Annotated in this window: 25 protein-coding genes; 18 read left to right on the top strand and 7 right to left on the bottom strand. The window is 70.0% G+C overall.

The genetic code is table 11. The features are described 5' to 3' along the window. Positions 1-51: 51 nt before the first annotated feature. A complete protein-coding gene (locus ACIREI_RS35970; protein ID WP_403342170.1) occupies positions 52-2,121 on the top strand; it encodes a pectinesterase family protein in 2,070 nt (689 codons plus the stop codon). A 166-nt stretch (positions 2,122-2,287) separates the two neighbouring features. Continuing rightward, entirely contained in the window at positions 2,288-3,034 is a 747-nt protein-coding gene (locus ACIREI_RS35965; RefSeq protein WP_403342652.1) for a carbonic anhydrase, read from the top strand. Between the two features lie 88 nt (positions 3,035-3,122). Here ACIREI_RS35965 and ACIREI_RS35960 read toward each other — a convergent pair whose 3' ends face one another. The 5 genes from ACIREI_RS35960 to ACIREI_RS35940 form a co-directional block, all read right to left on the bottom strand. Continuing rightward, on the bottom strand, positions 3,123-4,889 hold the full coding sequence (locus ACIREI_RS35960) for an ABC transporter ATP-binding protein (protein WP_403342168.1): 1,767 nt from the start codon (positions 4,887-4,889) through the stop codon (positions 3,123-3,125). Between the two features lie 88 nt (positions 4,890-4,977). Then, positions 4,978-5,112, bottom strand: coding sequence for a hypothetical protein (locus ACIREI_RS35955; RefSeq protein WP_403342165.1), 135 nt, complete (start codon positions 5,110-5,112; stop codon positions 4,978-4,980). A 52-nt stretch (positions 5,113-5,164) separates the two neighbouring features. Next, positions 5,165-5,293, bottom strand: coding sequence for a hypothetical protein (locus ACIREI_RS35950; RefSeq protein ID WP_403342163.1), 129 nt, complete (start codon positions 5,291-5,293; stop codon positions 5,165-5,167). A 201-nt stretch (positions 5,294-5,494) separates the two neighbouring features. After that, positions 5,495-6,712: a DUF2993 domain-containing protein gene (locus tag ACIREI_RS35945; RefSeq protein WP_403342160.1), complete on the bottom strand. Its 1,218-nt coding sequence runs from the start codon at positions 6,710-6,712 to the stop codon at positions 5,495-5,497. Between the two features lie 96 nt (positions 6,713-6,808). After that, entirely contained in the window at positions 6,809-8,632 is a 1,824-nt protein-coding gene (locus tag ACIREI_RS35940; RefSeq protein WP_403342157.1) for a bifunctional metallophosphatase/5'-nucleotidase, read from the bottom strand. Between the two features lie 155 nt (positions 8,633-8,787). On the opposite strand from ACIREI_RS35940, the gene mshD reads away from it, so the two are divergent. The 12 genes from mshD to pstB all read left to right on the top strand — a co-directional run bounded on the left by mshD (position 8,788) and on the right by pstB (position 21,636). After that, positions 8,788-9,714: a mycothiol synthase gene (mshD, locus tag ACIREI_RS35935; protein ID WP_403342154.1), complete on the top strand. Its 927-nt coding sequence runs from the start codon at positions 8,788-8,790 to the stop codon at positions 9,712-9,714. Positions 9,715-9,858: 144 nt separating this feature from the next. Further along, entirely contained in the window at positions 9,859-10,245 is a 387-nt protein-coding gene (locus ACIREI_RS35930) for a GntR family transcriptional regulator (protein ID WP_302003706.1), read from the top strand. Then, positions 10,242-11,129 carry an ABC transporter ATP-binding protein gene (locus ACIREI_RS35925; protein ID WP_403342150.1) on the top strand — a complete coding sequence of 296 codons (888 nt, stop codon included), beginning with the start codon at positions 10,242-10,244 and terminating at the stop codon, positions 11,127-11,129. The genes ACIREI_RS35930 and ACIREI_RS35925 overlap by 4 nt, the downstream gene beginning before the upstream one ends. Then, positions 11,126-12,130, top strand: a complete 1,005-nt coding sequence (locus ACIREI_RS35920) for an ABC transporter permease (protein WP_403342148.1) — start codon at positions 11,126-11,128, stop codon at positions 12,128-12,130. The genes ACIREI_RS35925 and ACIREI_RS35920 overlap by 4 nt, the downstream gene beginning before the upstream one ends. Beyond that, the gene (locus ACIREI_RS35915) at positions 12,127-13,110 is read left to right on the top strand and encodes a hypothetical protein (RefSeq protein WP_403342145.1); all 984 of its coding nucleotides are present in this window, start codon (positions 12,127-12,129) and stop codon (positions 13,108-13,110) included. The genes ACIREI_RS35920 and ACIREI_RS35915 overlap by 4 nt, the downstream gene beginning before the upstream one ends. A 112-nt stretch (positions 13,111-13,222) precedes the next feature. Next, positions 13,223-15,598: an RNA degradosome polyphosphate kinase gene (locus ACIREI_RS35910; protein WP_403342142.1), complete on the top strand. Its 2,376-nt coding sequence runs from the start codon at positions 13,223-13,225 to the stop codon at positions 15,596-15,598. Next, entirely contained in the window at positions 15,579-16,784 is a 1,206-nt protein-coding gene (locus ACIREI_RS35905; protein ID WP_403342139.1) for a CHAD domain-containing protein, read from the top strand. The genes ACIREI_RS35910 and ACIREI_RS35905 overlap by 20 nt, the downstream gene beginning before the upstream one ends. A gap of 26 nt (positions 16,785-16,810) precedes the next feature. After that, a complete protein-coding gene (locus ACIREI_RS35900) occupies positions 16,811-17,236 on the top strand; it encodes an NUDIX hydrolase (RefSeq protein WP_403342136.1) in 426 nt (141 codons plus the stop codon). Between the two features lie 246 nt (positions 17,237-17,482). After that, a complete protein-coding gene (gene pstS / locus ACIREI_RS35895) occupies positions 17,483-18,610 on the top strand; it encodes a phosphate ABC transporter substrate-binding protein PstS (protein ID WP_403342133.1) in 1,128 nt (375 codons plus the stop codon). A 134-nt stretch (positions 18,611-18,744) separates the two neighbouring features. Further along, complete coding sequence (gene pstC / locus ACIREI_RS35890) at positions 18,745-19,749, top strand: phosphate ABC transporter permease subunit PstC (protein WP_403342130.1); 1,005 nt, start codon at positions 18,745-18,747, stop codon at positions 19,747-19,749. After that, on the top strand, positions 19,746-20,810 hold the full coding sequence (pstA, locus tag ACIREI_RS35885; RefSeq protein WP_403342128.1) for a phosphate ABC transporter permease PstA: 1,065 nt from the start codon (positions 19,746-19,748) through the stop codon (positions 20,808-20,810). Before pstC ends, pstA begins: the two co-directional genes overlap by 4 nt. Before the next feature lie 49 nt (positions 20,811-20,859). Beyond that, positions 20,860-21,636 carry a phosphate ABC transporter ATP-binding protein PstB gene (gene pstB, locus ACIREI_RS35880; protein ID WP_403342126.1) on the top strand — a complete coding sequence of 259 codons (777 nt, stop codon included), beginning with the start codon at positions 20,860-20,862 and terminating at the stop codon, positions 21,634-21,636. A 129-nt stretch (positions 21,637-21,765) separates the two neighbouring features. On the opposite strand, the gene ACIREI_RS35875 is transcribed toward pstB, so the two are convergent. Then, the gene (locus ACIREI_RS35875) at positions 21,766-21,945 is read right to left on the bottom strand and encodes a hypothetical protein (protein WP_403342123.1); all 180 of its coding nucleotides are present in this window, start codon (positions 21,943-21,945) and stop codon (positions 21,766-21,768) included. Between the two features lie 125 nt (positions 21,946-22,070). Here ACIREI_RS35875 and ACIREI_RS35870 point away from each other — a divergent pair, with 125 nt between their 5' ends. Both ACIREI_RS35870 and ACIREI_RS35865 read left to right on the top strand, forming a co-directional pair. Then, the gene (locus ACIREI_RS35870) at positions 22,071-22,907 is read left to right on the top strand and encodes a hypothetical protein (protein WP_403342120.1); all 837 of its coding nucleotides are present in this window, start codon (positions 22,071-22,073) and stop codon (positions 22,905-22,907) included. A 122-nt stretch (positions 22,908-23,029) separates the two neighbouring features. After that, the gene (locus ACIREI_RS35865) at positions 23,030-23,206 is read left to right on the top strand and encodes a hypothetical protein (protein ID WP_403342117.1); all 177 of its coding nucleotides are present in this window, start codon (positions 23,030-23,032) and stop codon (positions 23,204-23,206) included. A 78-nt stretch (positions 23,207-23,284) separates the two neighbouring features. On the opposite strand, the gene ACIREI_RS35860 is transcribed toward ACIREI_RS35865, so the two are convergent. Further along, positions 23,285-23,647: a metal-sensitive transcriptional regulator gene (locus tag ACIREI_RS35860; protein WP_403342114.1), complete on the bottom strand. Its 363-nt coding sequence runs from the start codon at positions 23,645-23,647 to the stop codon at positions 23,285-23,287. 236 nt (positions 23,648-23,883) lie between these two features. Here ACIREI_RS35860 and ACIREI_RS35855 point away from each other — a divergent pair, with 236 nt between their 5' ends. Then, entirely contained in the window at positions 23,884-24,504 is a 621-nt protein-coding gene (locus tag ACIREI_RS35855; RefSeq protein ID WP_272119415.1) for a DUF47 domain-containing protein, read from the top strand. A 9-nt stretch (positions 24,505-24,513) separates the two neighbouring features. Then, positions 24,514-25,512 carry an inorganic phosphate transporter gene (locus tag ACIREI_RS35850; RefSeq protein WP_301999551.1) on the top strand — a complete coding sequence of 333 codons (999 nt, stop codon included), beginning with the start codon at positions 24,514-24,516 and terminating at the stop codon, positions 25,510-25,512. Positions 25,513-25,886: the final 374 nt, after the last annotated feature.

The following is a 25,886-nucleotide window of genomic DNA, read 5'->3' as shown; positions in this document are numbered from 1 at the left end:
GACAGACAAGTGACGTGAACCCCCCACCACTTGACCTGATCGGAAGCAGCCGTGACTGAAACCCGCAACCGGCCCCGGCACCGCAGAAGCAGAAGCGCGCTGGCCGTCGGTGTCCCCCTCGCCCTGACCGCCGCCGGAACCCTGGCCTACGGCACGGACCTCGGCCTCCTCGGCGAGGGTGCCCAGCAGCAGGCGTCCGCCGCGACCGCCGCCGCACCCGCCTGGGCCACCGCCACCGCTGATGGATTCGCCTCCGTCAACTCCCTCGGGCAGAACGGCACTTACGGCGGCCGTGACGGACAGATCGTCACCGTCAAGACGCAGGCCGACCTGGAGAAGTACGCGACGGCAGCCGAGCCGTACGTCATCGTCGTCGCCGGGACCATCAACATGAATCCGGTCGGGAAAGAGATCAAGGTCCAGTCCGACAAGACCATCGTCGGGTCCGGCACCTCCGGGCACATCGTCGGCGGCGGGTTCTTCCTCGGGTCCGGCGTGCACAACGTGATCATCCGGAACCTGACCATCCGGGACTCGTACCAGGGCGTCTGGAACGACAAGGACCACGACTTCGACGCCATCCAGATGGACGGCGCGCATCACGTGTGGATCGACCACAACGATCTGCGGCACATGGCCGACGGCCTCATCGACGTGCGCAAGGACAGCACGAACGTGACCGTGTCCTGGAACAAGCTCAGCGACAACAACAAGACCTTCGGCATCGGCTGGACCGGGAACGTCAAGACGGACATCACGGTCCACCACAACTGGTTCCGCGAGACCGAGCAGCGCAACCCGTCCACCGACAACGCCGCCCACGCGCACCTCTACAACAACTTCCTGGAGGACGTGGCGGGCACCGCCATCAAGTCGTCGTACGGCAACTACTCGCGCGGCAGGACGGCGATGGTCCTGGAGAACTCCTACTTCCAGGGCATGAACAACCCCGTCATCAAGGACGCCACCGCGACCCTCGTCCAGCGCGGCAACGTCTTCTCGGGGACGAGTGGCCGCAATGAGAGCGGCGGTACGGCCTTCGATCCGAAGGCGTACTACTCGTACACGCTCGACGCGGCGGCGAACGTGCCGTCGCTCCTCAAGTCCGGTGCGGGACCGCGCGGTTCCATCGGTACGACGACCGCGGCGGCGAGCACCAAGGCCGCGACGACCCTCACCGTCGCCAAGGACGGCAGCGGCCAGTACACGACCGTGCAGGCGGCCGTGAACGCCGTGCCCGCGAACAACGCCTCGCGGGTCGTGATCGCGGTCAAACCGGGCACGTACCGCGAGCTGGTGAAGGTCCCGGCCAACAAGCCGCACGTCACCATCCAGGGCACAGGCGGCAGCCGTAAGGACACGGTGATCGTCTACAACAACGCGGCCGGCACGCCCAAGCCGGGCGGCGGCACCTACGGCACGGGCGGCAGCGCCACCGTCGCCGTCGAGGCCGACGACTTCCAGGCCCGCAACCTGACCATCTCCAACGACTTCGACGAGAAGGCGAACCAGAACCTGAGCGGCCATCAGGCCGTGGCGCTGCGCACCGCCGCCGACAAGGTGTTCCTGGACGGCATCATCACCGAGGGCGACCAGGACACCCTGCTGCTGGACACGGCCGCCAAGGACAGGCTCGGCCGGGTCTACGTCAGGAACTCGTACATCACGGGCAACGTCGACTTCATCTTCGGCCGGGCGTCGGCCGTGATCGACCGCTCGGTCATCACCCTGAAGAAGCGCTGGGACGGCACATCGGCCGGCTATGTCACCGCCCCCAGCACGGCCGCCAACCGCAAGGGCATCCTGATCGCCAACTCGGCCGTGAACGGCGACGTCTCGGCGTCCAGCTTCTTCCTGGGCCGCCCCTGGCACGCGGGCGGTGACGCGACCCTCGACCCGCAGACGACGGTCCGCAACACGACCCTCAGCGCGGCTGTCAAGTCCACGCCCTGGACCGACATGAGCGGCTTCTCCTGGAAGGACGACCGTTTCGCCGAGTACAAGAACAGCGGCCCGGGTTCCGGCGCGGCGAGCGCCAACCGCCCGCACCTGACCGACGCCCAGGCCGCCGGGCAGGAGGTCGCGGACTGGCTGGGCGACTGGACGCCCACGGCTTCCTGATCCCTGCGGGCGCCGCTCAAAGTCAAGGCCGGCGCGGGAGAACGTCAAGAGCTGTCCAACGCTCGATCATGACTTCCCCGCGCTCGGCCATGATTCAGCAACGTAAAAATTCGTTTCGAATTTCGGGCGTACGTTCCACACCGTGAACTCCGATAGATCCGTCGCCATGCCGACCGCGTCCGCTCACAAGCGGTTCGCCCTGCGCTCTCCTGCCCGCCGCGCACTCCTGCGGTTCGGGCTCACCGGGACCGCGGCGCTGGGGGCGACCGCCGCCCTCGGCGCGATTCCCGCCTCCGCCACCCCCACGCCCACCGCCGCACGGCATCGGCCCAGCACGCCCGCGGAGGCCCTGCGTGAACTCGCCGCGGGCAACGAGCGCTGGCGCACCTTCCGTGAGCGCCACCCCGACGAGTCGCCCGCCGTACGGCAGGCCCTGACGTCGGCTCAGCACCCCTTCGCCGTCATCCTCGGCTGCATCGACTCCCGTGTCCCGCCGGAGCTGATCTTCGACCAGGGCCTCGGTGACCTGTTCGTCGTGCGCTCCGCCGGCGAGGTCCTGGACGAGGCCGTCCTCGGCAGCCTCGCCTACGGGCCGCTCGAACTGGGGACGCCGCTGATCGTGGTGCTCGGACATCAGTCGTGCGGTGCCGTGAAGGCCGCCGTCGAGGCGGACGAGACCGGTGAGCGGCTGCCTGCCCACATCCAGTACCTGGCCGAGCAGATAGCCCCCAACATCGATCACACGAAGGAGGGCACCGCTCGCATCGACTCGACCATCAACGCGAACGTACGGGCCGTCCACGCGCGTCTGGCCGCCGAGCCGGACTTCGCCGCGCGGATCAGCACCGGCGAACTGGCCATCGTCGGCGCCCGCTACGACCTGGACACGCAGCGCGTCCGCCGGGTCGTCTGACACCGGCACGCGGCAGAACGCGGCATGCCCGGCGTCAGTGGAAGCCGGGCATGCCGGGGGCGGGAGCCGAGGTCGACGCCCACCGTCCTCACAGCCTGAGGACCAGCGTCTCCTCCGCCGTCGCCGCCGGCATCGGTCCGGCCAGCCGCGCGTAGACGCCTCCCCGCGCCACCAGCTCCCCGTGCGTGCCCGCCTCGACCAGCCGGCCGCCGTCCACGACCAGCACCCGGTCCGCATCCGGCGCCAGGCTCAGATCGTGGGTGATCATGATCGTCGTACGGCCGGACATGAGCCGCCGCAGCGGCTGTACGACCTGGCGGGCGGCCACCGAGTCCAGCCCGGCGGTCGGCTCGTCGAGGATCAGGACGGGCGCGGCGCGCAGCATCGCGCGGGCGATCGTGATCCGCTTCAGCTGGCCGCCGGAGAGGGCGGCCGTGCCGGGGGCGACGTGTGTGTCGTAGCCCCCGGGGAGCGCGGCGATGAAGTCGTGCGCCGCCGCCGCACGCGCCGCCCGCTCGATCTCCGCGTCGCTCGCGCCCGGGCGGCCGCACTCGATGTTCTCGCGGATGGTGCCGTTGAGGATGAGGGTCTCCTGGGGCAGCAGCGCCACGTTCTCGCGCAGGAACTCCAGTCCCATGTCCGTCAGCGGCACGCCGTCCAGGGTGATCGCGCCCGCCTCGGGGTCGTAGAAGCGGGTGAGGAGCTTGGCCGTCGTGGACTTGCCCGCACCGCTCGGCCCGGTGATGATCACCAGCTCGCCGGGGCCGGCCGTGAACGTCAGGTCGGTCAGCGACCGCCTGGCGGAACCTGGGTAGCGGAAGGACACCCCGTGGAAGCCGACCCAGCCCCGCACCGGCCACGGCGTGACCGGCTCGGCGGGGTCGGTGACGGCAGGCTCGGCGTCCAGGATCTCGCCGAGGCGCTGGGCGCCGGCGGTGGCGGCGGTGAGGGTGAGGCCGAGCTGGCCGAGGTTGCGGATCGGCGGGTAGAGGTAGCCGATGAAGGCGGCGAAGGCGAGGAGCTGGCCGAGTGTCATACGGCCGGCCGAGATCTCCCAGACGCCGAGGCCGATCACGGCGAGCACGCAGACCGTCTCCACGACCTCGACGAACTGCTCGTACATCTCGCTCAGCCGCGCCCCGCGCACGGACGCCTTCATCCAGGCCCGTGCCTCGCGGTCGAGCCGCCGCTCCTCGTCCCGGCGGCGGTTGTAGGCCTGGGTCAGGACGACGTTGTCCAGCGACTCCTCCACCACCGAGGTGATCGCGCCGCCCGCCACCCGCTCGTCCTGGGACGCCGTGCGGATAAGGCCGGAGAAGCGGCGTGCGGCCAGCAGGAACAGGGGCGCCAGGACGAAGGTGGCCAGCGCCAGGTCCCAGCGCAGGTACAGGGCGGCCGCCGAGTAGAAGACCGCCGAGAAGGCGGCGGAGACGGTGCCGACCACGCCTGAGACGACCATCTGCTCGATGGCCTCGACATCGCCGGTGAGCCGCTCGACCAGGTCGCCCTGCCGGTGCTTCTCGAAGAAGTGCGGCGGCATGTCCTGGACGTGCCGGAAGACCTTCGCGCGCAGCCGCAGCACGAATCTCTCGGCGGTCCAGGTGGCGAGCGAGTTGCCGAGGTAGCCGACGAGCGCACCCAGCGCGGCGACGACCAGCCAGGCCGCCGCCGGGCCCCAGAAGGCGGACAGCGAACCGGCCTTGAGCGCGTTGTCGGTGAGCTCGGCGAACAGCAGGATCGAGGCGGTCTCGGCCAGCGCGGCGACGACCACGCAGGCCACGATGACCGCCAGCCATTTGCGGTCACCGCGCGTCAGCGGCCAGAAACGCCGGAAGGCGTCCCGGACTTCCCTCATGCTCCACTCCCTTTGCGGTCCCTGCGGACATGGCCGAGGCGGGGCCCCGGAGCGCGGACGCTCCGGTGACCCCGCCTCGTGGCGGACCTCAGCCCTGGTGCGCGACCGGGCGGCGCTTCGGGGCCTGCTTCTTCGGCGCGGCCGGAGCCTTCTGCTTCTTGGCGGCCGGGGCGCCGGTCTTGCAGTTGTTCTTCTTCACGGGGGCGATCTTGCGGAAGCTCATGATTGTTTCTCTTTCCTGTGAATTACTTGGATTTACTCAGGTGAATTCTTTGTCAGTCCCGGTTACCCACGGGTCGACGCTTCGGAGTGACCGGAGTCGCCTTCTTGTGGGCCTTTTTCTTGGGCGCCGGGGCGGCGGCCTTGCGGGTCTTCTTCACCGGGGCGACCTTGTGGAAGCTCATGTGACTCTCCTTCTTTGCTTTCGCGTCGTTCGCTTTCGACATGGAAAACATTACGGGACGCCGAATCCGGAAAAAGCCAAAAACGGTGAGACCTCGATGAATTGAGACTGAGATCAATTTTCAGGGAGACCCGGGAACCGGCCCGGAATTCACACAGGTTTTATTCCCGCCTGTTCGGACCTGTTCGGACCTGTTCCGGTCCTATTTCCCGCCGACCGCCAGACCGGTCCCTTCCAACCGCACCCTGATCCCGTCCTCCTCCACCCGGACGTCCCGCAAGCGCAGCGCCCCGCTCGGCGGCTCGGGCAGCCGGAAGCCCAGCGACAGCTGGTCGGCGAGGACCGGGCGGGTGAGGCGGGGCAGGGCGTCGAGCAGGGCGGGGTCGAAGCCCAGGCGCTTGAGCAGGGCGGGGTGGTCCAGGGCCAGGTCGATGAGGTTGAGGCGCATGGCCTGGTGGAGGAAGCGGGGGGTGCCGGTCAGGTCGGTCAGCTTGGACTCGTTGCGCAGGGCCTCGCGGACGACGGAGTCGGGCACTCCCAGACGCCGTACGACCGACGGGATGGACAGGAGCGCCTTCGCCTTGCGGGTCTCGCGGGCGAGGCGGGCCGCCGACTCACGGCTCAGGTGCAGGCCGTCCGCGGCGCGGGTGCCGGGCCGGTACGTGGCCAGGTCCCCTATGTCCAGGCGCATTCCGCCGATGTGCGTCGCGATGCCGCGGTCGCCCTCGCGCACGATGCGGGCCTCGGCACGCAGCCGCAGGTCGTGTCCGGCGACCGGCAGGGTGCCGCGCGCCCGGACCCGGTCGTGGCCCTGACCGGTGAACGTGACTTGGGACGCGCCCAGTTCACGGTTGAGGTCGGCGAAGGAGAGGAGGACGTCGCCCTGCAGTATCGGGACGTCGGCGCCGCGCACGGCCGTCGGGCCGTCGGTGTGCAGCCGTACGTCCTTCGCGGTCGCCGTCACCTGTGCGAGGGAGATCCGGTCGGCGGCCACGTCCGGGACGGTCACCTTCACCGAGTCCAGCCGCTCGTCGGCGAGTTGGGTGAGGAAGGGGAAGCCGCCGATCTCCACCTCGGGCGCCGCGGCCAGGTCGAAGCGGTCCTTGAGGGTGTCCGCCGCTCTGCGCTCGGCGTACAGCAGGGCCCAGCGGTCGCCGAGGGCGAGGAAGGAGGCGAGGACGACGAGGGCGATCACCGCCTTCAGCGCGAGGGGAAGCCCCGCGAGACGGCCTCGTCGGCGGCGCCGACCGTTACGGCGGTGGTTGGGCGGGGCCCAGGGATCGTCCTGGGCCGCCGCCTCGTCCTGCTCGTCCCGTATGTCCTCGTGGAGGAACTCTTCCAGCGGACCGTCGTCCAGACTGGCGAGCTCCTCGTAGGGGTTTGTATAGGGATGCGTGGTTATGCGGTGGGGGGTACGCATCGATCCATCCGACCATGCGCACGCCCCCCACCCGCAACCTCTACCGGAGGTTTGCGATCTAGTTCACGCCGGTTCACGCATTACTGCAAACACGAACTACTGCACGACCGTGATCCGGTTCGCCGTCGGCGGCGCGATCGGGTTCGTGGCCGAGGAGTTGGCCGTCAGGTACTTCTCCAGCGCCGTCAGGTCGTCCGTGCCGACCAGGTCGTTCGTGCCCTGGCCCAGCGTGGTGATGCCGTCGCCGCCGCCCGCGAGGAAGCTGTTGGTCGCGACGCGGTAGGTGGCCGTCGGGTTGATGGCCTCGCCGTTCAGCTTGACGGAGTCGACGACGATACGGTCCGCGCCGGTCTTCGTCAGGTCCAGCGTGTACGTCAGCCCCGAGGACGGCGCGAGGATCTTCGGCGCGGCCGCGTTCGAGCCGCTGACCTGCTCCTGGAGGACCTTGATGAGCTGGGCTCCGGTGAAGTCCTGCAGGTTCACCGTGTTGGAGAACGGCTGGACGGTGAAGCCCTCGGCGTAGGTGACCACGCCGTCGCCCTCACTGCCCTTGGCCGCGTAGGTGAGGCCCGCCCGGACGCCGCCCGGGTTCATCAGCGCCAGGTCGGTCTCCGGGTCGAGCTCCTTGCCGTACGCGAGCTGCGCATCGGCGATGAGGTCGCCCATCGGGGACTCGGGGGCGGTGTTGGTGTTGGGGATGTCGGCGGAGATGTAGCCGATCGCACGGTTGCCGATGGGCGCCGCGAGGGTGTTCCACTTGCTGATCAGCTCGGTCATGTCCGGCGCCTTGGCGACGGTCCGGGTGACCACGTGGTTCGCCGACTCCACGGACGTACGGGCGATGTCGCCGGTGTAGCGGTCGTACGTCAGCGTCGTGTCCGTGTAGAGGCGGCCGAAGGACGCCGCCGACGTCACCATGCGGGGCTTGCCCGCCGGGTCGTCGATCGTGCAGACGTACGCGGCGTGCGTGTGGCCGGTGACCAGCGCGTCGACCTGCGGCGTGATGTTCTTGGCGATGTCGACGATCGGGCCGGAGATGCCGTCGCCCGCGCCGGGCGCATCACAGTCGTAGTTGTACGACGCCGACGCCGGTGCCCCGCCCTCGTGGATGAGGGCGACGATCGACTTCACGCCCTGGCGCTGGAGCACCTTGGCGTACTTGTTGATCGTCTCGACCTCGTCCTTGAACTTCAGGCCCTTGACTCCGTCGGCGGAGACGACACCCGGGGTGTCCTCCAGGGTCACGCCGATGAAGCCGACCTTGACGTCCTTCTTCTTCCACACCCAGTAGGGCTTGAGGATCGGCTTGCCGGTCTTCTCGTCGAGGACGTTCGCGGCGAGGTACGGGAAGTCGGCGCCCTCGAACTCCTCGTCCGTGTAGCAGCCGGCCGTCGGGTGGCAGCCGCCGTTCTGCAGACGGGCCAGTTCCTTCGCGCCCTCGTCGAACTCGTGGTTGCCGACCGAGGTGACGTCCAGTTCGAGCTTGTTCAGCGCCTCGATGGTGGGCTCGTCGTGGAAGAGGCCCGAGATCAGCGGGGAGGCGCCGACCATGTCGCCGCCGGCCGCGGTGATGGAGTACTTGTTGCCCTCGCGGGCCTGGCGCAGGTGCGTGGCGAGGTACTCCACGCCGCCCGCGTCGATGGTCTTCGTCGTGCCGTCGTGCTGCAGCTCGGTGACCCGGCCGGAGGAGCCGGACGGCGGCTCCAGGTTGCCGTGCAGGTCGTTGAAGGACAGCAGCTGTACGTCCTGGTAGCGGTTGTAGCCGTAACCGCCCCCGTGCCTGGCGGAGCTCTCCTCCGCCGTCGCGGCCGCGGGGAGCGCCGCGGCCAGCGCGCCGGCGGCGGCGACACCGGCGGCCCCGGCGAGAAGAAGGTGAGTACGGCGTCTGCGGCTCTGGTGCGCGCGTGACTCGGCTGGCATACGCCCCCCTGTGGGTCGAAAGTGACATGGCCCCGTCGGGCGCAGCCTAGAGTCAACGCGCGTAGCGCGACAGGGGGTTCATGGTTACTTTCTGGTTTCCCTTTGCCCGCCCCTTTGCCGCCACATTGCCGGACGCTCCCCTTACCCTCGTACGCATGACCAGCGACGACACCGCACACCCCCTCCCGACCCGTTCCATCGAGACCCACTCCGCGCTCTCCCCGGAGCAGACCGAGGCCGTACTCGAACTGCTCGCGGAGGCCGCCCGGATCGACGGGCAGCAGGCGGTGTCCGAGCAGGGCCGGCTCCAGCTGCGCGGCGGAGAGCGCGAAGGCGTGTCGCACCTGCTGCTGACGGTCGCCGACGAACTCGTCGGCTACGCCCAGCTGGAGGACACCGACCCGGTGGAGGCCCCGGCCGCCGAGCTGGTCGTCCACCCCTCGCACCGCGGCCACGGTCACGGCCGCGCGCTCGGCTCGGCGCTCCTCGCCGCGTCCGGCAAGCGGCTGCGGGTGTGGGCCCACGGCGGCCACGCCGCCGCCCGGCACCTCTCCCAGGTCCTCGGCCTCACCCTGTTCCGCGAACTGCGCCAGATGCGCCGCTCGCTGGCGGACCTGAAGCTGGCGGACCCGGTGCTCCCCGAAGGAGTGACGGTCCGCACCTTCGTGCCCGGCCAGGACGACGCGGCCTGGCTCGCCGTGAACGCCGCCGCCTTCGCCCACCACCCCGAGCAGGGCTCGCTCACCCAGCGCGACCTCGACGACCGCAAGGCCGAGCCGTGGTTCGACCCGGCGGGGTTCTTCCTGGCGGAGCGGGCGGGCGAACTCGTCGGCTTCCACTGGACGAAGGTCCACGCGGAGGAACGGCTGGGCGAGGTGTACGTCCTCGGCGTGCACCCGGGCGCACAGGGCGGCGGCCTGGGCAAGGCCCTGACGACGATCGGGCTGCGCCATCTGGCGGGGCAGGGGCTGCCCACGGCGATGCTCTACGTCGACGCCGACAACAAGGCGGCGGTTTCGGTGTACGAGCGGCTGGGGTTCGTGACGTACGAGACGGACCTTATGTACCGGGCCGAGACGTGATGCACCGGATGGAAACGTGACGTGCCAGGCGAAGACCTGACGGCAAACCGCACATAACTCCCGTAAGGGGCGGCGCTCTTGACGCCGCCCCTTCTCTTACACCACCCTTTCACTACTCAATTAGTGAAAGGGTGGTGGAACGGGATGGTCGAGTACCGCATCGACCGGCGCTCCGGCGTCGCCACCTACGTGCAGATCGTCCAGCAGACCAAACAGGCCCTGCGCCTGGGTCTGTTGGAGCCGGGGGACAAGCTGCCGACGGCCCGTGAGGTCGTCGAGGCCACCGCCATCAACCCCAACACCGTCCTCAAGGCCTACCGCGAACTGGAACGCGAGGGCCTGGTCGAGGCGCGTCGGGGACTCGGCACGTTCGTACGGCGCGCACTGAGCACCGCGCCGGCCGAATCGCCCCTGCGCACCGAACTGGACGCGTGGGCCGTACGGGCCCGCGAGGCGGGGTTGGACCGCGACGACGTGGACGCTCTGTTCACTTCTGTACTGGACACGCACTTCAAGGGGGACGAGTCATGACCGAGACCGCCATCGAGGCGGCCGCGCTGGGCAGGAAGTTCGGGCGGCGCCGCAAGGCCGCCCTGGACGACTGCTCCTTCCGGCTCCCCGCGGGCAGCGTCTGCGCCGTCGTCGGTCCGAACGGCGCGGGCAAGTCGACCCTGCTCTCCCTCGCCGCCGGGCTGCTGCGCCCCACCGACGGCACGGTCACCGTCCTCGGCCAGACCCCGGCGGCGGTCCGCGAGCGCCTCGCGTACGTCGCCCAGGACAAGCCCCTGCACCCCCAGCTCACCGTCGCCGACACCCTGCGCCTCGGCCGCGAGCTGAACCCCCGCCGCTGGGACGCCCGGGTCGCCGAGCGGATCACCGCCGAGGGCGACCTCGCCCCGGACGCGAAGATCCGCACGCTCTCCGGCGGCCAGCGCACCCGCGTCGCGCTCGCCCTGGCCCTCGGCAAGCGCCCCGAACTGCTGCTCCTGGACGAGCCGATGGCCGACCTCGACCCGCTGGCGCGGCACCAGCTGATGGCCGCGCTCATGGCCGACGCCGCCGAGCACGGCACCACGGTTGTCATGTCCTCGCACGTCGTCGCCGAGCTGGACGGCGCCTGCGACCACCTCCTGCTGCTCGGCGCCGGCCGCGTCCGCCTCGCCGGCCCGCTGGACGACCTGCTCGCCGCGCACCAGCTCGTCACCGGCCGGGCCGACGCCTCCCTGGACCCGCACACCGTCGTCGAGTCCCGCACCACGGGACGCCAGCTCACCGCACTCGTACGCCCCGACGGCCCCCTCGGCGAGGGCTGGCAGACCACCGCCCCGACGCTCGAGGAGCTGGTCCTGGCCCACCTGCGCGCCCCCGGGGCCCCTGCCCTTCGCCTCGACTCCATCCGGGAGGCCGCCGTATGACCGCCGTGACGACCATCGAGACGTCCGCCGTCGCCACCTCCACCCGTGGGACGCGCGGCCTGCTCTGGGCGATGCTGCGGCTGCACCGCTGGGCGCTGTGGTTCTGGCTGCTGCTGGTGGCCGTCGGCGCGGGAGCGCTGCTGTGGGCGTACGGTCCGGGCGCGGACGCCGCGTGGGCCGAGTACCACAAGATGGGGTGCGGCTCGACGACGGAACCGGGCCTGGGCTGCGACTACGTCGGCCCCGCCTACACCCGGTACGACACCGTCGTCAGCCTCGGCACCGGAATCCTCGGACTCGTGCCGTTCCTCACCGCCGCCTGGGCGGGCGCCGCGCTCATCGGGCGTGAACTGGAGAGCGGGACCGCCCAGTTGGCGTGGACGCAGTCCGTCTCCCCCGCCCGCTGGCTGGCCGCCAAGCTCACCGTCCCCGCCGCCCTGCTCGTCTCCGGGACACTCCTGCTCACGCTGCTGCACCGCATGGTGTGGTCGGCGGACGGTCCGCTGCGGGCGGCGATGGGCTCACGGAGCTGGTACCAGGGCGCCACCTTCGAGGCCAACGGCACCCTCGCCACCGCCTACGCCGTCCTCGGCCTCGCCGTCGGCGTCCTGGCCGGTCTGCTCCAGCGCCGGGCCCTGCCCGCGCTCGGCCTGGCGGTCCTCGGCCTGGCGCTCCTCACGACCGTGCTCGGCACCCTGCGGCCGTACCTGTGGCCGCTGGAGACGCTCACGAACAAGCACGAGTACCCGGCGTACATCGGCATGGTCATCGACGAGGGCGCCCTCATCTCCACCGGCGCCCGCGTCCCCGACCCGATCTGCGTCGACGACGCCAAGTGTCTCGCCGAACACGACATCGTCGGCTTCTACCGCGACTACCACCCGTCGTCGCACTTCTGGCCCCTTCAGCTGGTGGAGACCGGCATCGCCCTCGCCCTCGCGGCCCTCGCGGTTCTGATCGCCTTCCGGCTGCTGAACCGCCGTACCGGAGCCGCCGTATGACCACCGCAATCCGCGGGGCGGCGGCCCCCACCACCGGTCGGCCGCCCCGCGCTCCCCGCGGCCTGACCTGGACCGTCCTGCGGCTGCACCGCTCGGCGCTGATCCTGTGGGCCTGCGTCGTCCTCAGCGGCGCCGCGGTACTGCTGTGGGCGTACGGACCGGGTGCCGACGCGGCCCAGGCGGAGTGGGACCGGATGTGCGCGGGCCGCGAGGGCTGCTCGTGGGGCGACCCGATCTTCGACTTCGACCGCGTCTTCAGGGCCGCCGGGCTCGGCATCACATGGATCCCCGCGCTCGTCGCCGCCTGGGCGGGCGCCTGCCTCGTCAGCCGCGATATGGAGAACGGCACCGCACACCTCGCCTGGACCCAGGGCGTCACCCCCGCCCGCTGGCTGGCCGCCAAGCTCGCCGTCCCGGCGGTCCTGATCACGGCCGGCACGACCGTCCTCGTCCTCCTGCACCGCCTGGTGTCCGACGTGCACCCCCTCCCGCTGGGGCGGTGGTCCTGGTACACCGACGACAACATCCGGGCCAACGGCACCGCCGCCATCGCCGCACCCCTGCTCGGCCTCGCCATCGGCGCCCTCGCGGGCCTGATCCTGCGCCGCGCGCTCCCGGCGCTCGCCGTCACCCTGGCCGCCACCTATGCGCTGCTGACGCTCGCCACTGTCGCGAGCCGCAACCTGGTGCCCGGGCAGACCATGGTCGGCACCCTGGAGTCCGGCCATCGGCTACCGACGCACTTCATCTTCGGTGAGTCGGACGCCCTCACCTCCACGGGAGCCCGCGTCCCCGACCCCTTGTGCGGCGACGACGACGCCAAGTGCCTCGCGGCCCACGACATCGTCGGCTACTACACCGACTACCACCCCGCCTCGGACTTCTGGCCGCTCCATCTCGCCGAAACCGGCCTGCTGCTGGGCGCCACCGCGATGGCCACCGCCGCCGCCTTCGGGCTGCTGCGCCGCCGTACCGCCTGACGGCGTACCGGACATACGACCCGTCACGTAGACGCCCGCGAGCCGCCCCCCGCTATCCCGCACGCCATGTCTCCGTAACCATCGGTTAAGACAGCCTTGCGACGCTCAGCCAATGACCCCCGCCGTGCCAGAGCCTGCGCCGCCCCCGGAAGGGAGCGCGAGGAACGGGGACGCACGACGCCTCCCCGCCCCACTCCCGCCCGCTCTTTCCGACGCGCCCATAAGCCTCGCCGCGCGGAACAATGGGCATATGAGCCAGTCCACGAACGCCCAGGCAAACGTCCAGCACGCGCAGCCCTCCGTCGGCTCCATCGCGGCGCACCGCCCGCACACGGTCACCTCGGCGGTGGTCTCCGAGCTGGAGCCCGACATCGATGCCGACCTCGACGCGTACGAGGTCACCCAGGTCGACGGTGTCCAGCTGCCCCAGGGCCGGTTCCTGGACCGTGAGCGCAGCTGGCTCGCGTTCAACGAGCGCGTCCTCGAACTCGCCGAGGACCCCAACACCCCGCTCCTCGAAAGGGCGAACTTCCTGGCGATCTTCGCCAGCAACCTGGACGAGTTCTTCATGGTCCGCGTGGCCGGACTGAAGCGCCGTATCGCCACCGGTGTCGCCACCCGGTCCGCGTCCGGCCTCCAGCCCCGCGAGGTCCTGGAGATGATCTGGGCCCGCTCCCGCGAGCTGATGGCCCGGCACGCCGCCTGCTACCACGAGGACGTCGCCCCCTCCCTCGCGGAGGAGGCCATCCACCTGGTCCGCTGGAGCGAGCTGCAGGAGAAGGAGCAGGCCCGCCTGTTCACCCTCTTCCGGCACCAGATCTTCCCGGTCCTGACCCCGCTCGCGGTCGACCCGGCGCACCCCTTCCCGTACATCTCCGGCCTCTCCCTGAACCTGGCCGTACGGGTCCGCAACCCCGTCACCGGCACCCCGCACTTCGCCCGCGTCAAGGTGCCGCCGCTGCTCTCCCGCTTCCTGGAGGCCTCCCCCGGCCGGTTCGTCCCGCTGGAGGACGTCATCGGCGCCCACCTGGAGGAGCTGTTCCCCGGCATGGAGGTCCTGGAGCACCACGCCTTCCGGGTCACCCGCAACGAGGACCTGGAGGTCGAGGAGGACGACGCCGAGAACCTGCTCCAGGCCCTGGAGAAGGAGCTCATGCGGCGCCGCTTCGGCCCGCCGGTGCGCCTGGAGGTCGAGGAGAACATCAACCAGGAGGTCCTGGACCTGCTGGTGCGCGAGCTGAAGATCAGCGAGGCCGAGGTCTACCCGCTGACCGGCCCGCTCGACCTCACCGGTCTCTTCCGCATCGCCTCCATCGACCGGCCCGAGCTGAAGTACCCGAAGTTCGTCGCGGGCACCCATCGCGATCTCGCCGAGGTCGAGTCGGCGTCCGCGCCGGACATCTTCGCCGCCCTGCGCAACCGGGACGTGCTGCTGCACCACCCGTACGACTCCTTCTCCACCTCCGTGCAGGCGTTCCTGGAGCAGGCGGCCGACGACCCGGACGTCCTCGCGATCAAGCAGACCCTGTACCGGACGTCCGGCGACTCCCCCATAGTCAACGCGCTCATCGACGCCGCCGAGGCCGGCAAGCAGGTCCTCGTCCTGGTCGAGATCAAGGCCCGCTTCGACGAGCACGCCAACATCAAGTGGGCGCGCAAGCTGGAGGAGGCCGGCTGCCATGTGGTCTACGGTCTCGTCGGCCTGAAGACCCACTGCAAGCTGTCCCTGGTGGTCCGCCAGGAGGGCGAGACGCTACGCCGCTACAGCCACGTCGGCACCGGCAACTACCACCCGAAGACGGCCCGGCTCTACGAGGACCTCGGTCTGCTGACGGCCGACCCGCAGGTCGGCGCGGACCTGTCCGACCTGTTCAACCGCCTCTCCGGCTACTCGCGCCGGGAGACGTACCGCCGTCTGCTCGTGGCCCCCAAGTCCCTGCGCGACGGCCTGATCTCGCGGATCAACAAGGAGGTCCAGCACCACCGTGCCGGACGTCCCGCCTACGTCCGCATCAAGGTCAACTCGATCGTCGACGAGGCGCTCATCGACGCCTGCTACGGCGCGTCCCAGGCGGGCGTGCCGGTCGACATCTGGGTCCGCGGCATCTGCGCGATCCGCCCGGGCGTGACAGGACTGTCGGAGAACATCCGCGTCCGCTCGGTCCTCGGCCGCTTCCTCGAACACTCCCGGGTCTTCGCCTTCGGCAACGGCGGCGAGCCCGAGGTGTGGTTCGGCAGCGCCGACATGATGCACCGCAATCTCGACCGTCGTATAGAAGCCCTGGTCAGGGTCACCGACCCGGCCCACCGCGCCGCGCTGAACCGGCTCATGGAGACCGGTATGTCCGACACCACCGCGTCCTGGCACCTCGGTCCGGACGGCGAGTGGACCCGGCACGCGACGGACGCGGACGGCCAGCCCCTGCGCAACGTCCAGGAGATGCTCATAGACGCCCGGAGGCGCCGGCGTGGCACAGCAACACCTTGATCCGACGGACCCCACGGCCGGGGCCGTGACCGGGGACGCCCTCGCGGGCTACCTGCGCGCCCAGGCCACGGAGTTCCTCCGAGCCCTGCGCCAGCACCGGGAGACCGGCGGCGACGGGGGCGCCCCCGCCCGGGCGAAGCCGAGGGCGGGGGACAACGGCTCGGAGCAGTCCGTCGACGCGGCCCGGGCGCTGCGCCGCTCGGCCCGCCGTATCAGCGCCAGCCTGCACACGTTCCGCCCCTTGCTGGACGCCGACTGGTCGGAAGCCATCCGCCCCGAACTGGCCTGGCTCTCGGGAACCCTGGCGATGGAACACGCGTACGCGGCCCGCCTGGAACGCCTGCTGCTGGCCCTGCACCGGTTGTCGGGGGCGGCGGTGCTGCCGGCGCAGCCGGGGGTGGTCGATGTGCATGGTGCGGGCGCGGGGAACGGCACGGCCGAGGCAGCCGCGGGCAGCCGTACGAACGTAGCCGCGGGCAGTCGTGCCGCGGGGGCGGCACGGGTGGACGCGGCGGCACCCGGCACCGCCGGCCCCGCCACCCACCCGGCGGCCACCCCGGAACGCGGCAACCTCACGGTCGGCGCGGCCAAAGCGGGCGCCCTGCTCGAACGCCAGCTCACCCTGGCCCGGACCCGGGCCCACAGCACCGCCCTCCAAGCCCTCGGGAGCAGCCGCTTCCACGCGGTCGCCGACAACATCGCCTTACTCGCCAGCGAGGTCCCCCTCACCCCCGCCGCGGCCACCGCCGACCTGCGCCCCCTCGCGGCCGCCGCCGAGGAACGCCTCTGCGACGCTGTGACGGCGCTGCCCCTGGTGACCGCGGGCCACCCCTACAACGCGGAGGCCCTGATCCACGGCCTGTCCCCGGACCCGTCCCCGCACCCCCAGGACGCGCCCTGGCACCAGGTCCGTCTGCTGCTGCGCCTGCACCGCTATGCCCGCGAGGTCCTCCACGGGGGCACCCGGGTGGACGTACGGCTGCTGACGGCCGGCCAGGCCCTCAACCGGCACCGTGACGCCTCCGAGGCGGCGGCCGCCGCGGCCCAGGCGGCCCGCACCCCGCGTATCGCCCCGGCCACGGCCTACGCCCTCGGCGTGCTCCACGCCGACCAGCGGCACGAGGTGGAGGCGGCACGGTTCGCGTTCCAGCAGTCCTGGCAGATCCAGACGGTGGGCGCGCCCTGAACCAGGGCCGAAGGAGGCACACCCGGGTGACTCACGCGAAGGACCTCACCACCGTCCACGCGGCGGGCTGCGTCCTGTGGCGCCGTTCGCCGGTAGACGGTGGGCTGGAGATATGCCTGATCCATCGGCCGAAATACGACGACTGGTCGCACCCCAAGGGCAAGCTGAAACGCGGCGAGGCCCCCCTGGACGGTGCCCTGCGCGAGGTCACGGAGGAGACGGGTCACCGCGCTCGGCCGGGTGCCGAGCTGCCGACCCTGCGGTACCTGGCCAACGGCCGCCCCAAGGAGGTCCGCTACTGGGCGGCCGAGGCCGGCCCCGGCACCTTCACCCCGACCGACGAGGTGGACCGCCTGCTGTGGCTCTCCCCCACGGCCGCGCGGGGCCGCCTGACCCAGCCGAGGGACCGCGACCTCGTGGACGCCCTGCTGCGGTCGCTGCGCCCGGCATAGTCCGCTACAACCCACCCCAAAGTCTCGGAATGCTCCCGTGTCCTCGACGTAAGCGTTCCGTGACCTCACCGCACCGTCCCCAGGGGTTCACCCCTCGTTCATTTACGCCCTTCGGCGCCTTCACCTGTACTGCCTAATTTCGGCCTTGCACGGTGACGGACCGCGCCCGACGAGACGCGTCCGCATCGCCCATTCTTCGCACGCCGCCGAATTCAGGACGGCGGCTCCTGGAAGGAACTCCCTCAAGTGAAGCTTCAGCGCAAGAACCGGCGGGCACTCGCTCTCGGCGCTCTCGCCGTCTCCGGCGCCCTGGCCCTCACGGCGTGCGGCTCCGACGACACCGGCACCGGCGGCGACTCCACCGCCGCCGCGCCCACCGGCAACATCGACTGTGGCGACGCCAGCGGCCAGCTGCAGGCTTCCGGCTCCTCCGCGCAGAAGAACGCGGTCGACGCCTGGGTCAAGCAGTACACCGCGGCGTGCAAGAGCGTGCAGGTGAACTACAACCCGACCGGTTCGGGTGCGGGCATCACCGCGTTCCTCCAGGGCCAGACCGCGTTCGCCGGTTCGGACTCCGCGCTGGAGGCCGAGGAGATCACCGAGTCCAAGAAGACCGCCTGCACCAACGGCGGCCAGGCCATCGACCTGCCGATGGTCGGCGGCCCGATCGCGGTCGGCTACAACGTCCCGGGCGTCGACAGCCTCACCCTGGACGCCTCGACCCTCGCCAAGATCTTCGACAGCGAGATCACCAACTGGAACGACGCGGCCATCAAGAAGCTGAACCCCGACGCGAAGCTTCCCGACCTCAAGATCCAGGCGTTCCACCGCTCGGACGAGTCCGGCACCACGGACAACTTCACCAAGTACCTGGCCGCCGCGGCTGCCAAGGACTGGAAGTACGAGCCGGGCAAGTCCTGGGAGGCCAAGGGCGGCCAGTCCGCCTCCGGCTCCTCCGGCCTGGCGCAGCAGGTGACGCAGACCGCGGGTGCGATCTCCTACTTCGAGCTGTCCTACGCCAAGGGCGGCATGAAGACGGTCAAGCTGGACACGGGCGCCGGCACGCCGGTCGAGGCCACCCTCGACAACGCCACCAAGGCCATCGCCGCCGCCAAGCGCGTCGGCACCGGCAAGGACATGGCTCTTGAGCTGGACTACGCGACCAAGGCCGAGGGCGCCTACCCGATCACCCTGGTCACGTACGAGATCGTCTGCGACAAGGGCAACAAGGCCGAGACCCTGCCCGCCGTCAAGTCCTTCCTCGGCTACATGGCCTCCGAGGACGGCCAGGGCGTGCTGACCGAGGCCGACTACGCCCCGATGCCCGACGAGATCATCACCGAGGTCCGCAAGACCGTCGAGAGCCTGAGCTGACCTGTGTGCGGCCCGCTCCCCACACCGGAGCGGGCCGCACTGTCCGGTGCACCGCCGCCAGGAGTCACCGCCCACCCGTGGTGGCTCCGCTTCAGGGCCGTCGTCCCCGACGGCTCCGCAGACCGGAGAACCCGATGGACATATCAACGAAGAGCATCGCCTCGCCGCCCACACCCGAGCCGCCCACGACCGAGCAGAAGCGTGCCGCCCGCGGCGCCACCCGCCCCGGAGACCGGATCTTCCTCGCGCTCTCCCGCGGATCCGGCATCTTCCTGCTGGTGGTCATGGCGGCCATCGCCGTCTTCCTCAGCCTTCGCGCCTTCAACGCGATCAGCAAGGACGAGGCCAACTTCTTCACCACCTTCGAGTGGAACCCGACCGGCGACCCGCCGGTCTTCGGCATCGCCGTCCTGGCCTTCGGCACCGTCGTGTCGTCGGTCATCGCGCTGGCCATCGCGGTCCCGGTCTCGATCGGCATCGCCCTGTTCATCACGCACTACGCCCCGCGCAAGCTCGGCGGCCCCATCGCGTACGTGATCGACCTGCTCGCCGCGGTGCCGTCCATCGTCTACGGCCTGTGGGGCGCCCTCGTCCTGGTGCCGAACCTGGACGGCCTGTACGGCTGGCTGGACGAGTACCTCGGCTGGACCGGCATCTTCGAGTGGAGCGGCGGCGCCCCGCGCTCGCTGTTCACCGTCGGCATCCTGCTCGCGATCATGATCCTGCCGATCATCACCAACGTGAGCCGCGAGGTCTTCCGCCAGGTCCCGCAGATGCACGAGGAGGCCGCGCTGGCCCTCGGCGCCACGCGCTGGGAGGTCATCCGGATGTCGGTCCTGCCCTACGGCCGCTCCGGCGTCATCTCCGCGTCGATGCTGGGCCTCGGGCGCGCGCTCGGCGAGACGATGGCCGTCGCCATGGTCCTGTCGCCGATCATGGACATCGACGCCAGCCTGCTCGACCCGGGCGGCGGCACCTTCGCCCAGAACATCGCCAGCAAGTTCAACGAGGCCACCGAGAACGGCCGTGACGCGCTCATCGCCTCCGGTCTGGTGCTCTTCGTCATCACCCTGCTGGTCAATGGCACCGCCCGCATCATCATCGAGCGGCGCAAGGAGTTCTCGGGGGCCAACGCATGAGCAACGCAACTCTCTCCGACAAGCGCCCGAGCAGCCTCAAGGGCGCCACGCTGCCCAAGTGGTTCGCCTGGGCCGTAGCCGCGGGCTCGGTCGCCCTCGGCCTCGGCATCAGCACGGCCGCCGGGCTGGACAGCAGCATCCAGTGGGCCCTGATCGCCGCGCTGCTGTTCGTCATCGGGTCGTTCGGCATCTCGGCACGCGTCGAGGGCCGTCGGCAGGCGAAGGACCGCACCGCCACCAGCCTGATCTGGGTCGCGTTCCTGCTCGCCGCCATCCCGCTGGCCTCGATCATCTACGAGACCATCAAGCGCGGTGTGAAGGTCCTCGACGGCTACTTCCTCAGCCACTCGATGGGTGTGGTCTCCGACACCGAGCCCGGCGGTGGCATCTACCACGCCATCCTCGGCACCCTGGAGCAGGTCGGCATCGCCACCGTGATCTCCGTGCCGATCGGTGTGCTGACCGCCATCTACCTGGTCGAGTACGGCCGCGGCAAGCTCGCCAGGGCCATCACCTTCTTCGTCGACGTCATGACGGGCATCCCGTCGATCGTCGCGGGTCTGTTCATCCTCAGCCTGTGGATCGTGATCCTGGGCATGGGCTACTCCGGCTTCGCCGGCTCGATGGCCCTGTCCATCCTGATGCTGCCGGTGGTCGTCCGCTCCACCGAGGAGATGCTCAAGCTCGTCCCGAACGAGCTGCGCGAGGCCTCGCTGGCGCTGGGCGTGCCCAAGTGGCGCACCATCCTGAAGGTGGTCCTGCCGACCTCCATCGGCGGTATCACCACGGGCGTCATGCTCGCCGTCGCCCGTATCACCGGTGAGACGGCCCCGCTGCTGCTGCTGGTGTGGGTGACGAACTTCATCAACGCCAACCCGTTCAAGGACCCGCAGGGGTCACTGCCGGTGTACATCTACCTGCAGTTCGCGAACAGTGGTGGCCAGGGCCCGGCGTACGACCGTGCCTGGGCGGCGGCGCTGGTGCTCATCGCCTTCATCATGATCCTCAACCTGGTGGCTCGCGGTATCGCCCGCTGGAAGGCACCGAAGACGGGCCGCTGACGCGGCCAATCAGCGACCCGAAACCCCCCTGAAAGAAGCAGTGATTCACATGGCCAAGCGCATAGATGTCAGCGGCCTCAACGCCTACTACGGTTCCTTCCTGGCCGTCGAGGACATCTCGATGACCGTCGAGCCCCGTTCCGTCACCGCCTTCATCGGTCCCTCCGGCTGCGGCAAGTCCACCTTCCTGCGCACCCTCAACCGGATGCACGAGGTCACGCCGGGCGGCCGCGTCGAGGGCAAGGTGCTGCTCGACGACGAGAACCTGTACGGCGCCGGTATCGACCCGGTGGCCGTACGGCGTGAGGTCGGCATGGTCTTCCAGCGGCCGAACCCCTTCCCCACCATGTCCGTGTACGACAACGTCGCCGCCGGCCTGCGCCTCAACGGCAAGTACAAGAAGTCGCAGCTGGACGAGATCGTGGAGAAGTCCCTCAAGGGCGCGAACCTCTGGAACGAGGTGAAGGACCGCCTGAACAAGCCCGGCTCGGGCCTCTCCGGCGGCCAGCAGCAGCGCCTGTGCATCGCGCGGGCGATCGCGGTCGAGCCGAATGTCCTCCTCATGGACGAGCCCTGCTCGGCCCTGGACCCGATCTCCACGCTCGCCATCGAGGACCTGATCGGCGAGCTCAAGGAACGCTTCACGATCGTCATCGTGACGCACAACATGCAGCAGGCGGCGCGTGTCTCGGACCGCACGGCGTTCTTCAACCTCGCCGCCGTCGGCCAGCCCGGCAAGCTGATCGAGATCGACGACACGGAGCGCATCTTCTCCAACCCGTCGGTCCAGGCCACGGAGGACTACATCTCCGGCCGCTTCGGCTGATCCGCCACCAGGCGGCACAAACCCCTCGCGGTGCTGCATGGCGGTGCCACCGCGAGGCAGATAAAGGGCCCGCCCCCCGGCTCCCGGGGGGCGGGCCCCTCTCTGTCTCACCGCCGTCTCACCGCGGCCTCAGCCCCCCACATGCCCTTTCGCGTCCGTCCGCGCCAGACTCCGCGCGCGTCTCGCCGGCCCTCGCCAGCCGCAGCTGCACTGGGCCGAGCAGAAAGGGCCCTTCTCCACCATGGTCATGCGGTGGTCCAGGGGGTCGCCGTGATTTCGGGAAGAGGTCGGTCCGTCCTTCTGCGCCACACCTGCAACGTTACCCAAGGCAAGTAAGGGCAACGCACCGCCGTGCGTGACGAGGCCACCTACCCGTCGTTAACCGGAACGACAGGGGGCCCGTGACGGACGTACCGGCTGGGGGTAGGCAGGCGATGACGGAGCGGCAGCACAAGCAAAGGCGCGGGGCGGGCGTTGCGGCCGGGATCCTGTGTGTCTGTCTGACGGGCAGCGGATGCGCCCAGAGCGGCATCGCCGCCGAGGACGCGCGCGAGGGCGAGGCCGTGCAGACCGTGCGGAACGCCGCCGACGCACTCGTCGGCGCCCGCAGTTCCAAGGCCCGTACGTCCATGGAGATGGCCGCCGGCGGCACCCGCGTCACCATCCGCGGCGAGGGCGTGTACGACTTCGGCAAACAGCTCGGGCGACTGCGGGTCCTGCTCCCGCACGACCCCGCCGGCACCCCCGAGCACCGGCCGATCGTGGAACTGCTCGCTCCCGGGGCCCTGTTCATGAAGAACCGGGGAGCCGGTGTGCCCGCCGACAAATGGGTGCGCGTCGACACACGGTCCCTCTCCGACGGCAACCTCGTCACCGGCGGGGCCACCGACCCGTTCGCCGCCGCCGAGGTGCTGCGCGGGGCGCGTACGGCGGCGTACGTGGGTGAGGACAAGATCGCCGGTACGCCGGTGCGGCACTACCGGGGGACGGCCGACCTGGGGATCGCCGCTCGGGACGCGTCCGAGGGCAACAAGGAATCCCTGGCGGCAGCGGCGAAAGGGTTCGCCTCGGATCAGGTGCCGTTCGACGTCTACCTCGACGACGCCGGCCGGATCCGCAAGGTCCGGCACCGGTTCAGCTTCGTCAACGGACAGCAGAACAACGCCGTCGCCGTGGCCTCGACGACCTTGCTGTACGACTTCGGGGCCCCCGTCGACGTACGGCTGCCGGACGGCGACGACATCTACGCGGGCAAGATCGCCGAGGAGTGAGGGCCCGGGTGAGGGCCGGCGTATGCGTGCGTGACGGGCGTCAAGAACTAGCCCGTCCGTGCCATGCGCGGGGTGTAGGCCGCTCCCTACTCTAGGAAGTCGGTAACGGCAGAGAAGAGGTGATGCACGTGGCTCCGGTCGGCGGTACGGCAGTTCAGGACCACGTCGCCCTCGCCGAGATCGAGCTGTGCGGAGAGCTGATCATCGCGGCGTCGACCGCCCGCGAGGACCGGCTCAGCCTGGAGAGCATCGACGAGGTCCTGAGAGTCGCGGAGGAACGCGACACGACGGCCGACTGACCATTCTCAGCCACCCCTGCCCCCGGCAGCCGCCGTCAGTTCCGCACCTCTCGCCGCCGGCTTCCGCACCTCTCGCCCTCAGGTCCGCAACAGCCGCCCGATCGCCTTCGTCGCTTCCTCCACCTTGGCGTCGATCTCCGCACCGCCCTTGAGGGCCGCGTCGGCGACGCAGTGACGGAGGTGCTCCTCCAGCAACTGCAGGGCGAAGGACTGCAGGGCCTTGGTGGAGGCGGACACCTGCGTGAGTATGTCGATGCAGTAGACGTCCTCGTCGACCATCCGCTGCAGCCCCCGGATCTGGCCCTCGATCCGGCGCAGGCGCTTGAGGTGCTCGTCCTTCTGCTTGTGGTAGCCGTGGATGCCGCGGTCGTGGTCGGTCACGACGGCCGATGTGTCCTCCGCCTCGGAGGGCACGCCCGCGCCGGCCTCGGTGGTCGTCATCGCGTCCTCCAGACGTAAACCGCTTCATATACCCCTACTGGGTATATCGTACCGAACTTTGCTGGGTATAGGGCTTGTGGCCGACCCCGCGAACGGCCGCTGGACTGGACCACTGGGCAGCCCCCGTGCCGACCACTGTGCCTGATGGGCGACACTGGAGGACGGCCCATTAGCCGTGGCCGGATGATGCGCCTAGCATCAGCCTGACCGAAACCGATGCATCTTGAGGACCCCACGTGCGATTTCGTCTGACCCCCCGGGAGACGAGCTTCTACGACATGTTCGCCGCGTCCGCGGACAACATCGTCACGGGCTCGAAACTCCTGATGGAACTGCTCGGGGCGGACAACGCCGGCCGGGCCGAGATCGCAGAGCGTATGCGGGCCGCGGAACACGCAGGTGACGACGCCACGCACGCGATCTTCCACCAGCTGAACTCCTCGTTCATCACGCCGTTCGACCGCGAGGACATCTACAACCTCGCGTCCTGCCTCGACGACATCATGGACTTCATGGAGGAGGCCGTCGACCTCGTCGTCCTCTACAACGTCGAGGAACTGCCCAAGGGTGTCGAGCAGCAGATCGAGGTGCTGGCGCGCGCGGCCGAGCTGACGGCCGAGGCGATGCCGAACCTGCGCACGATGGACAACCTCACCGAGTACTGGATCGAGGTCAACCGCCTCGAGAACCAGGCCGACCAGATACACCGCAAGCTCCTCGCCCACCTCTTCAACGGCAAGTACGACGCGATCGAGGTCCTCAAGCTCAAGCAGATCGTGGATGTGCTGGAGGAGGCGGCGGACGCTTTCGAGCACGTGGCGAACACGGTGGAGACCATCGCCGTCAAGGAGTCCTGAGACCCGCCCATGGACACCTTTGCGCTGGTCGCGACCATCGGCGTCGCGCTCTTCTTCACGTACACCAACGGCTTCCACGATTCCGCGAACGCGATCGCCACGTCCGTGTCGACGCGTGCGCTGACCCCGCGGGCCGCGCTGCTGATGGCCGCGGTGATGAACCTCGGCGGCGCCTTCCTCGGTTCGGGCGTGGCCAAGACGGTCAGTGAGGGCCTGATCCAGACGCCCGAGGGCTCGAAGGGGATGGGCATCCTCTTCGCGGCCTTGGTTGGCGCGATCACCTGGAACCTCATCACCTGGTACTTCGGCCTGCCGTCCTCCTCCTCCCACGCCCTGTTCGGCGGCATGGTGGGAGCGGCGCTGGCAGGCGGAACAACGGTGTACTGGCACGGCGTCCTGGAGAAGATCGTCATCCCGATGTTCGTCTCACCGATCGTCGGCCTGTGCGCGGGCTACCTGGTGATGACGGCGATCATGTGGATCTTCCGCCGCGCCAACCCGCACAAGGCCAAGCGGGGCTTCCGTATCGCCCAGACGGTCTCGGCCGCCGGAATGGCCCTGGGCCACGGCCTTCAGGACGCCCAGAAGACGATGGGCATCGTGGTGATGGCCCTGGTCATCGCCGACGTCGAGGACTACGGCGACCCGATCCCGGTGTGGGTCAAGATCGTGTGCGCCGTGATGCTGTCACTCGGCACCTACGCGGGCGGCTGGCGGATCATGCGCACCCTGGGCCGCAAGATCATCGAACTCGACCCCCCACAGGGCTTCGCCGCGGAGACCACGGGCGCGTCGATCATGTTCACCACGGCCTTCCTCTTCAAGGCCCCGATCTCCACGACCCACGTCATCACCTCCGCGATCATGGGCGTGGGCGCGACAAAGCGGGTGAACGCCGTGCGGTGGGGCGTGGCCAAGAACATCGTCCTGGGTTGGTTCATCACGATGCCGGCGGCGGCCGCGGTGGCGGCGGCGGCGTTCGGGGTTGTGCATCTGGCGTTCTTGTAGCCAGAGCTGGGGCGGGCGGGTCTTGCAGGCGGGGGGCGGGGCTTCATCACTCAACGCCGACGCAGGCTTTCCGGCCCGCCCGGCGTTCGAGGACGAGCACGGCCATCCCTAGCCCCCACCCACCCGCAGGGGCTTCACCTCTCGGCTCCGGTCCAGGCATTCCAGCCCGTCCGGCATTCGAGGACGAGCACGGCCATCCCTAGCCCCCACCCACCCGTAGGGGGCTCTACCTCTCGGCTCCGGTCCAGGCATTCCAGCCCGTCCGGCATTCGAGGACGAGCACGGCCATCCCTAGCCCCCACCCACCCGTAGGGGGCTCTACCTCTCGGCGCCGGCCCAGGTCATTCAGCCCGTCCGGCGTTTGAGGACGAGGC

Source organism: Streptomyces sp. NPDC093591, from assembly GCF_044764885.1.
Lineage (GTDB): Bacteria > Actinomycetota > Actinomycetes > Streptomycetales > Streptomycetaceae > Streptomyces.
The sequence above is the reverse complement of the archived record's forward strand: the minus strand, read 5'-3'. Positions and strand labels throughout refer to the sequence as shown.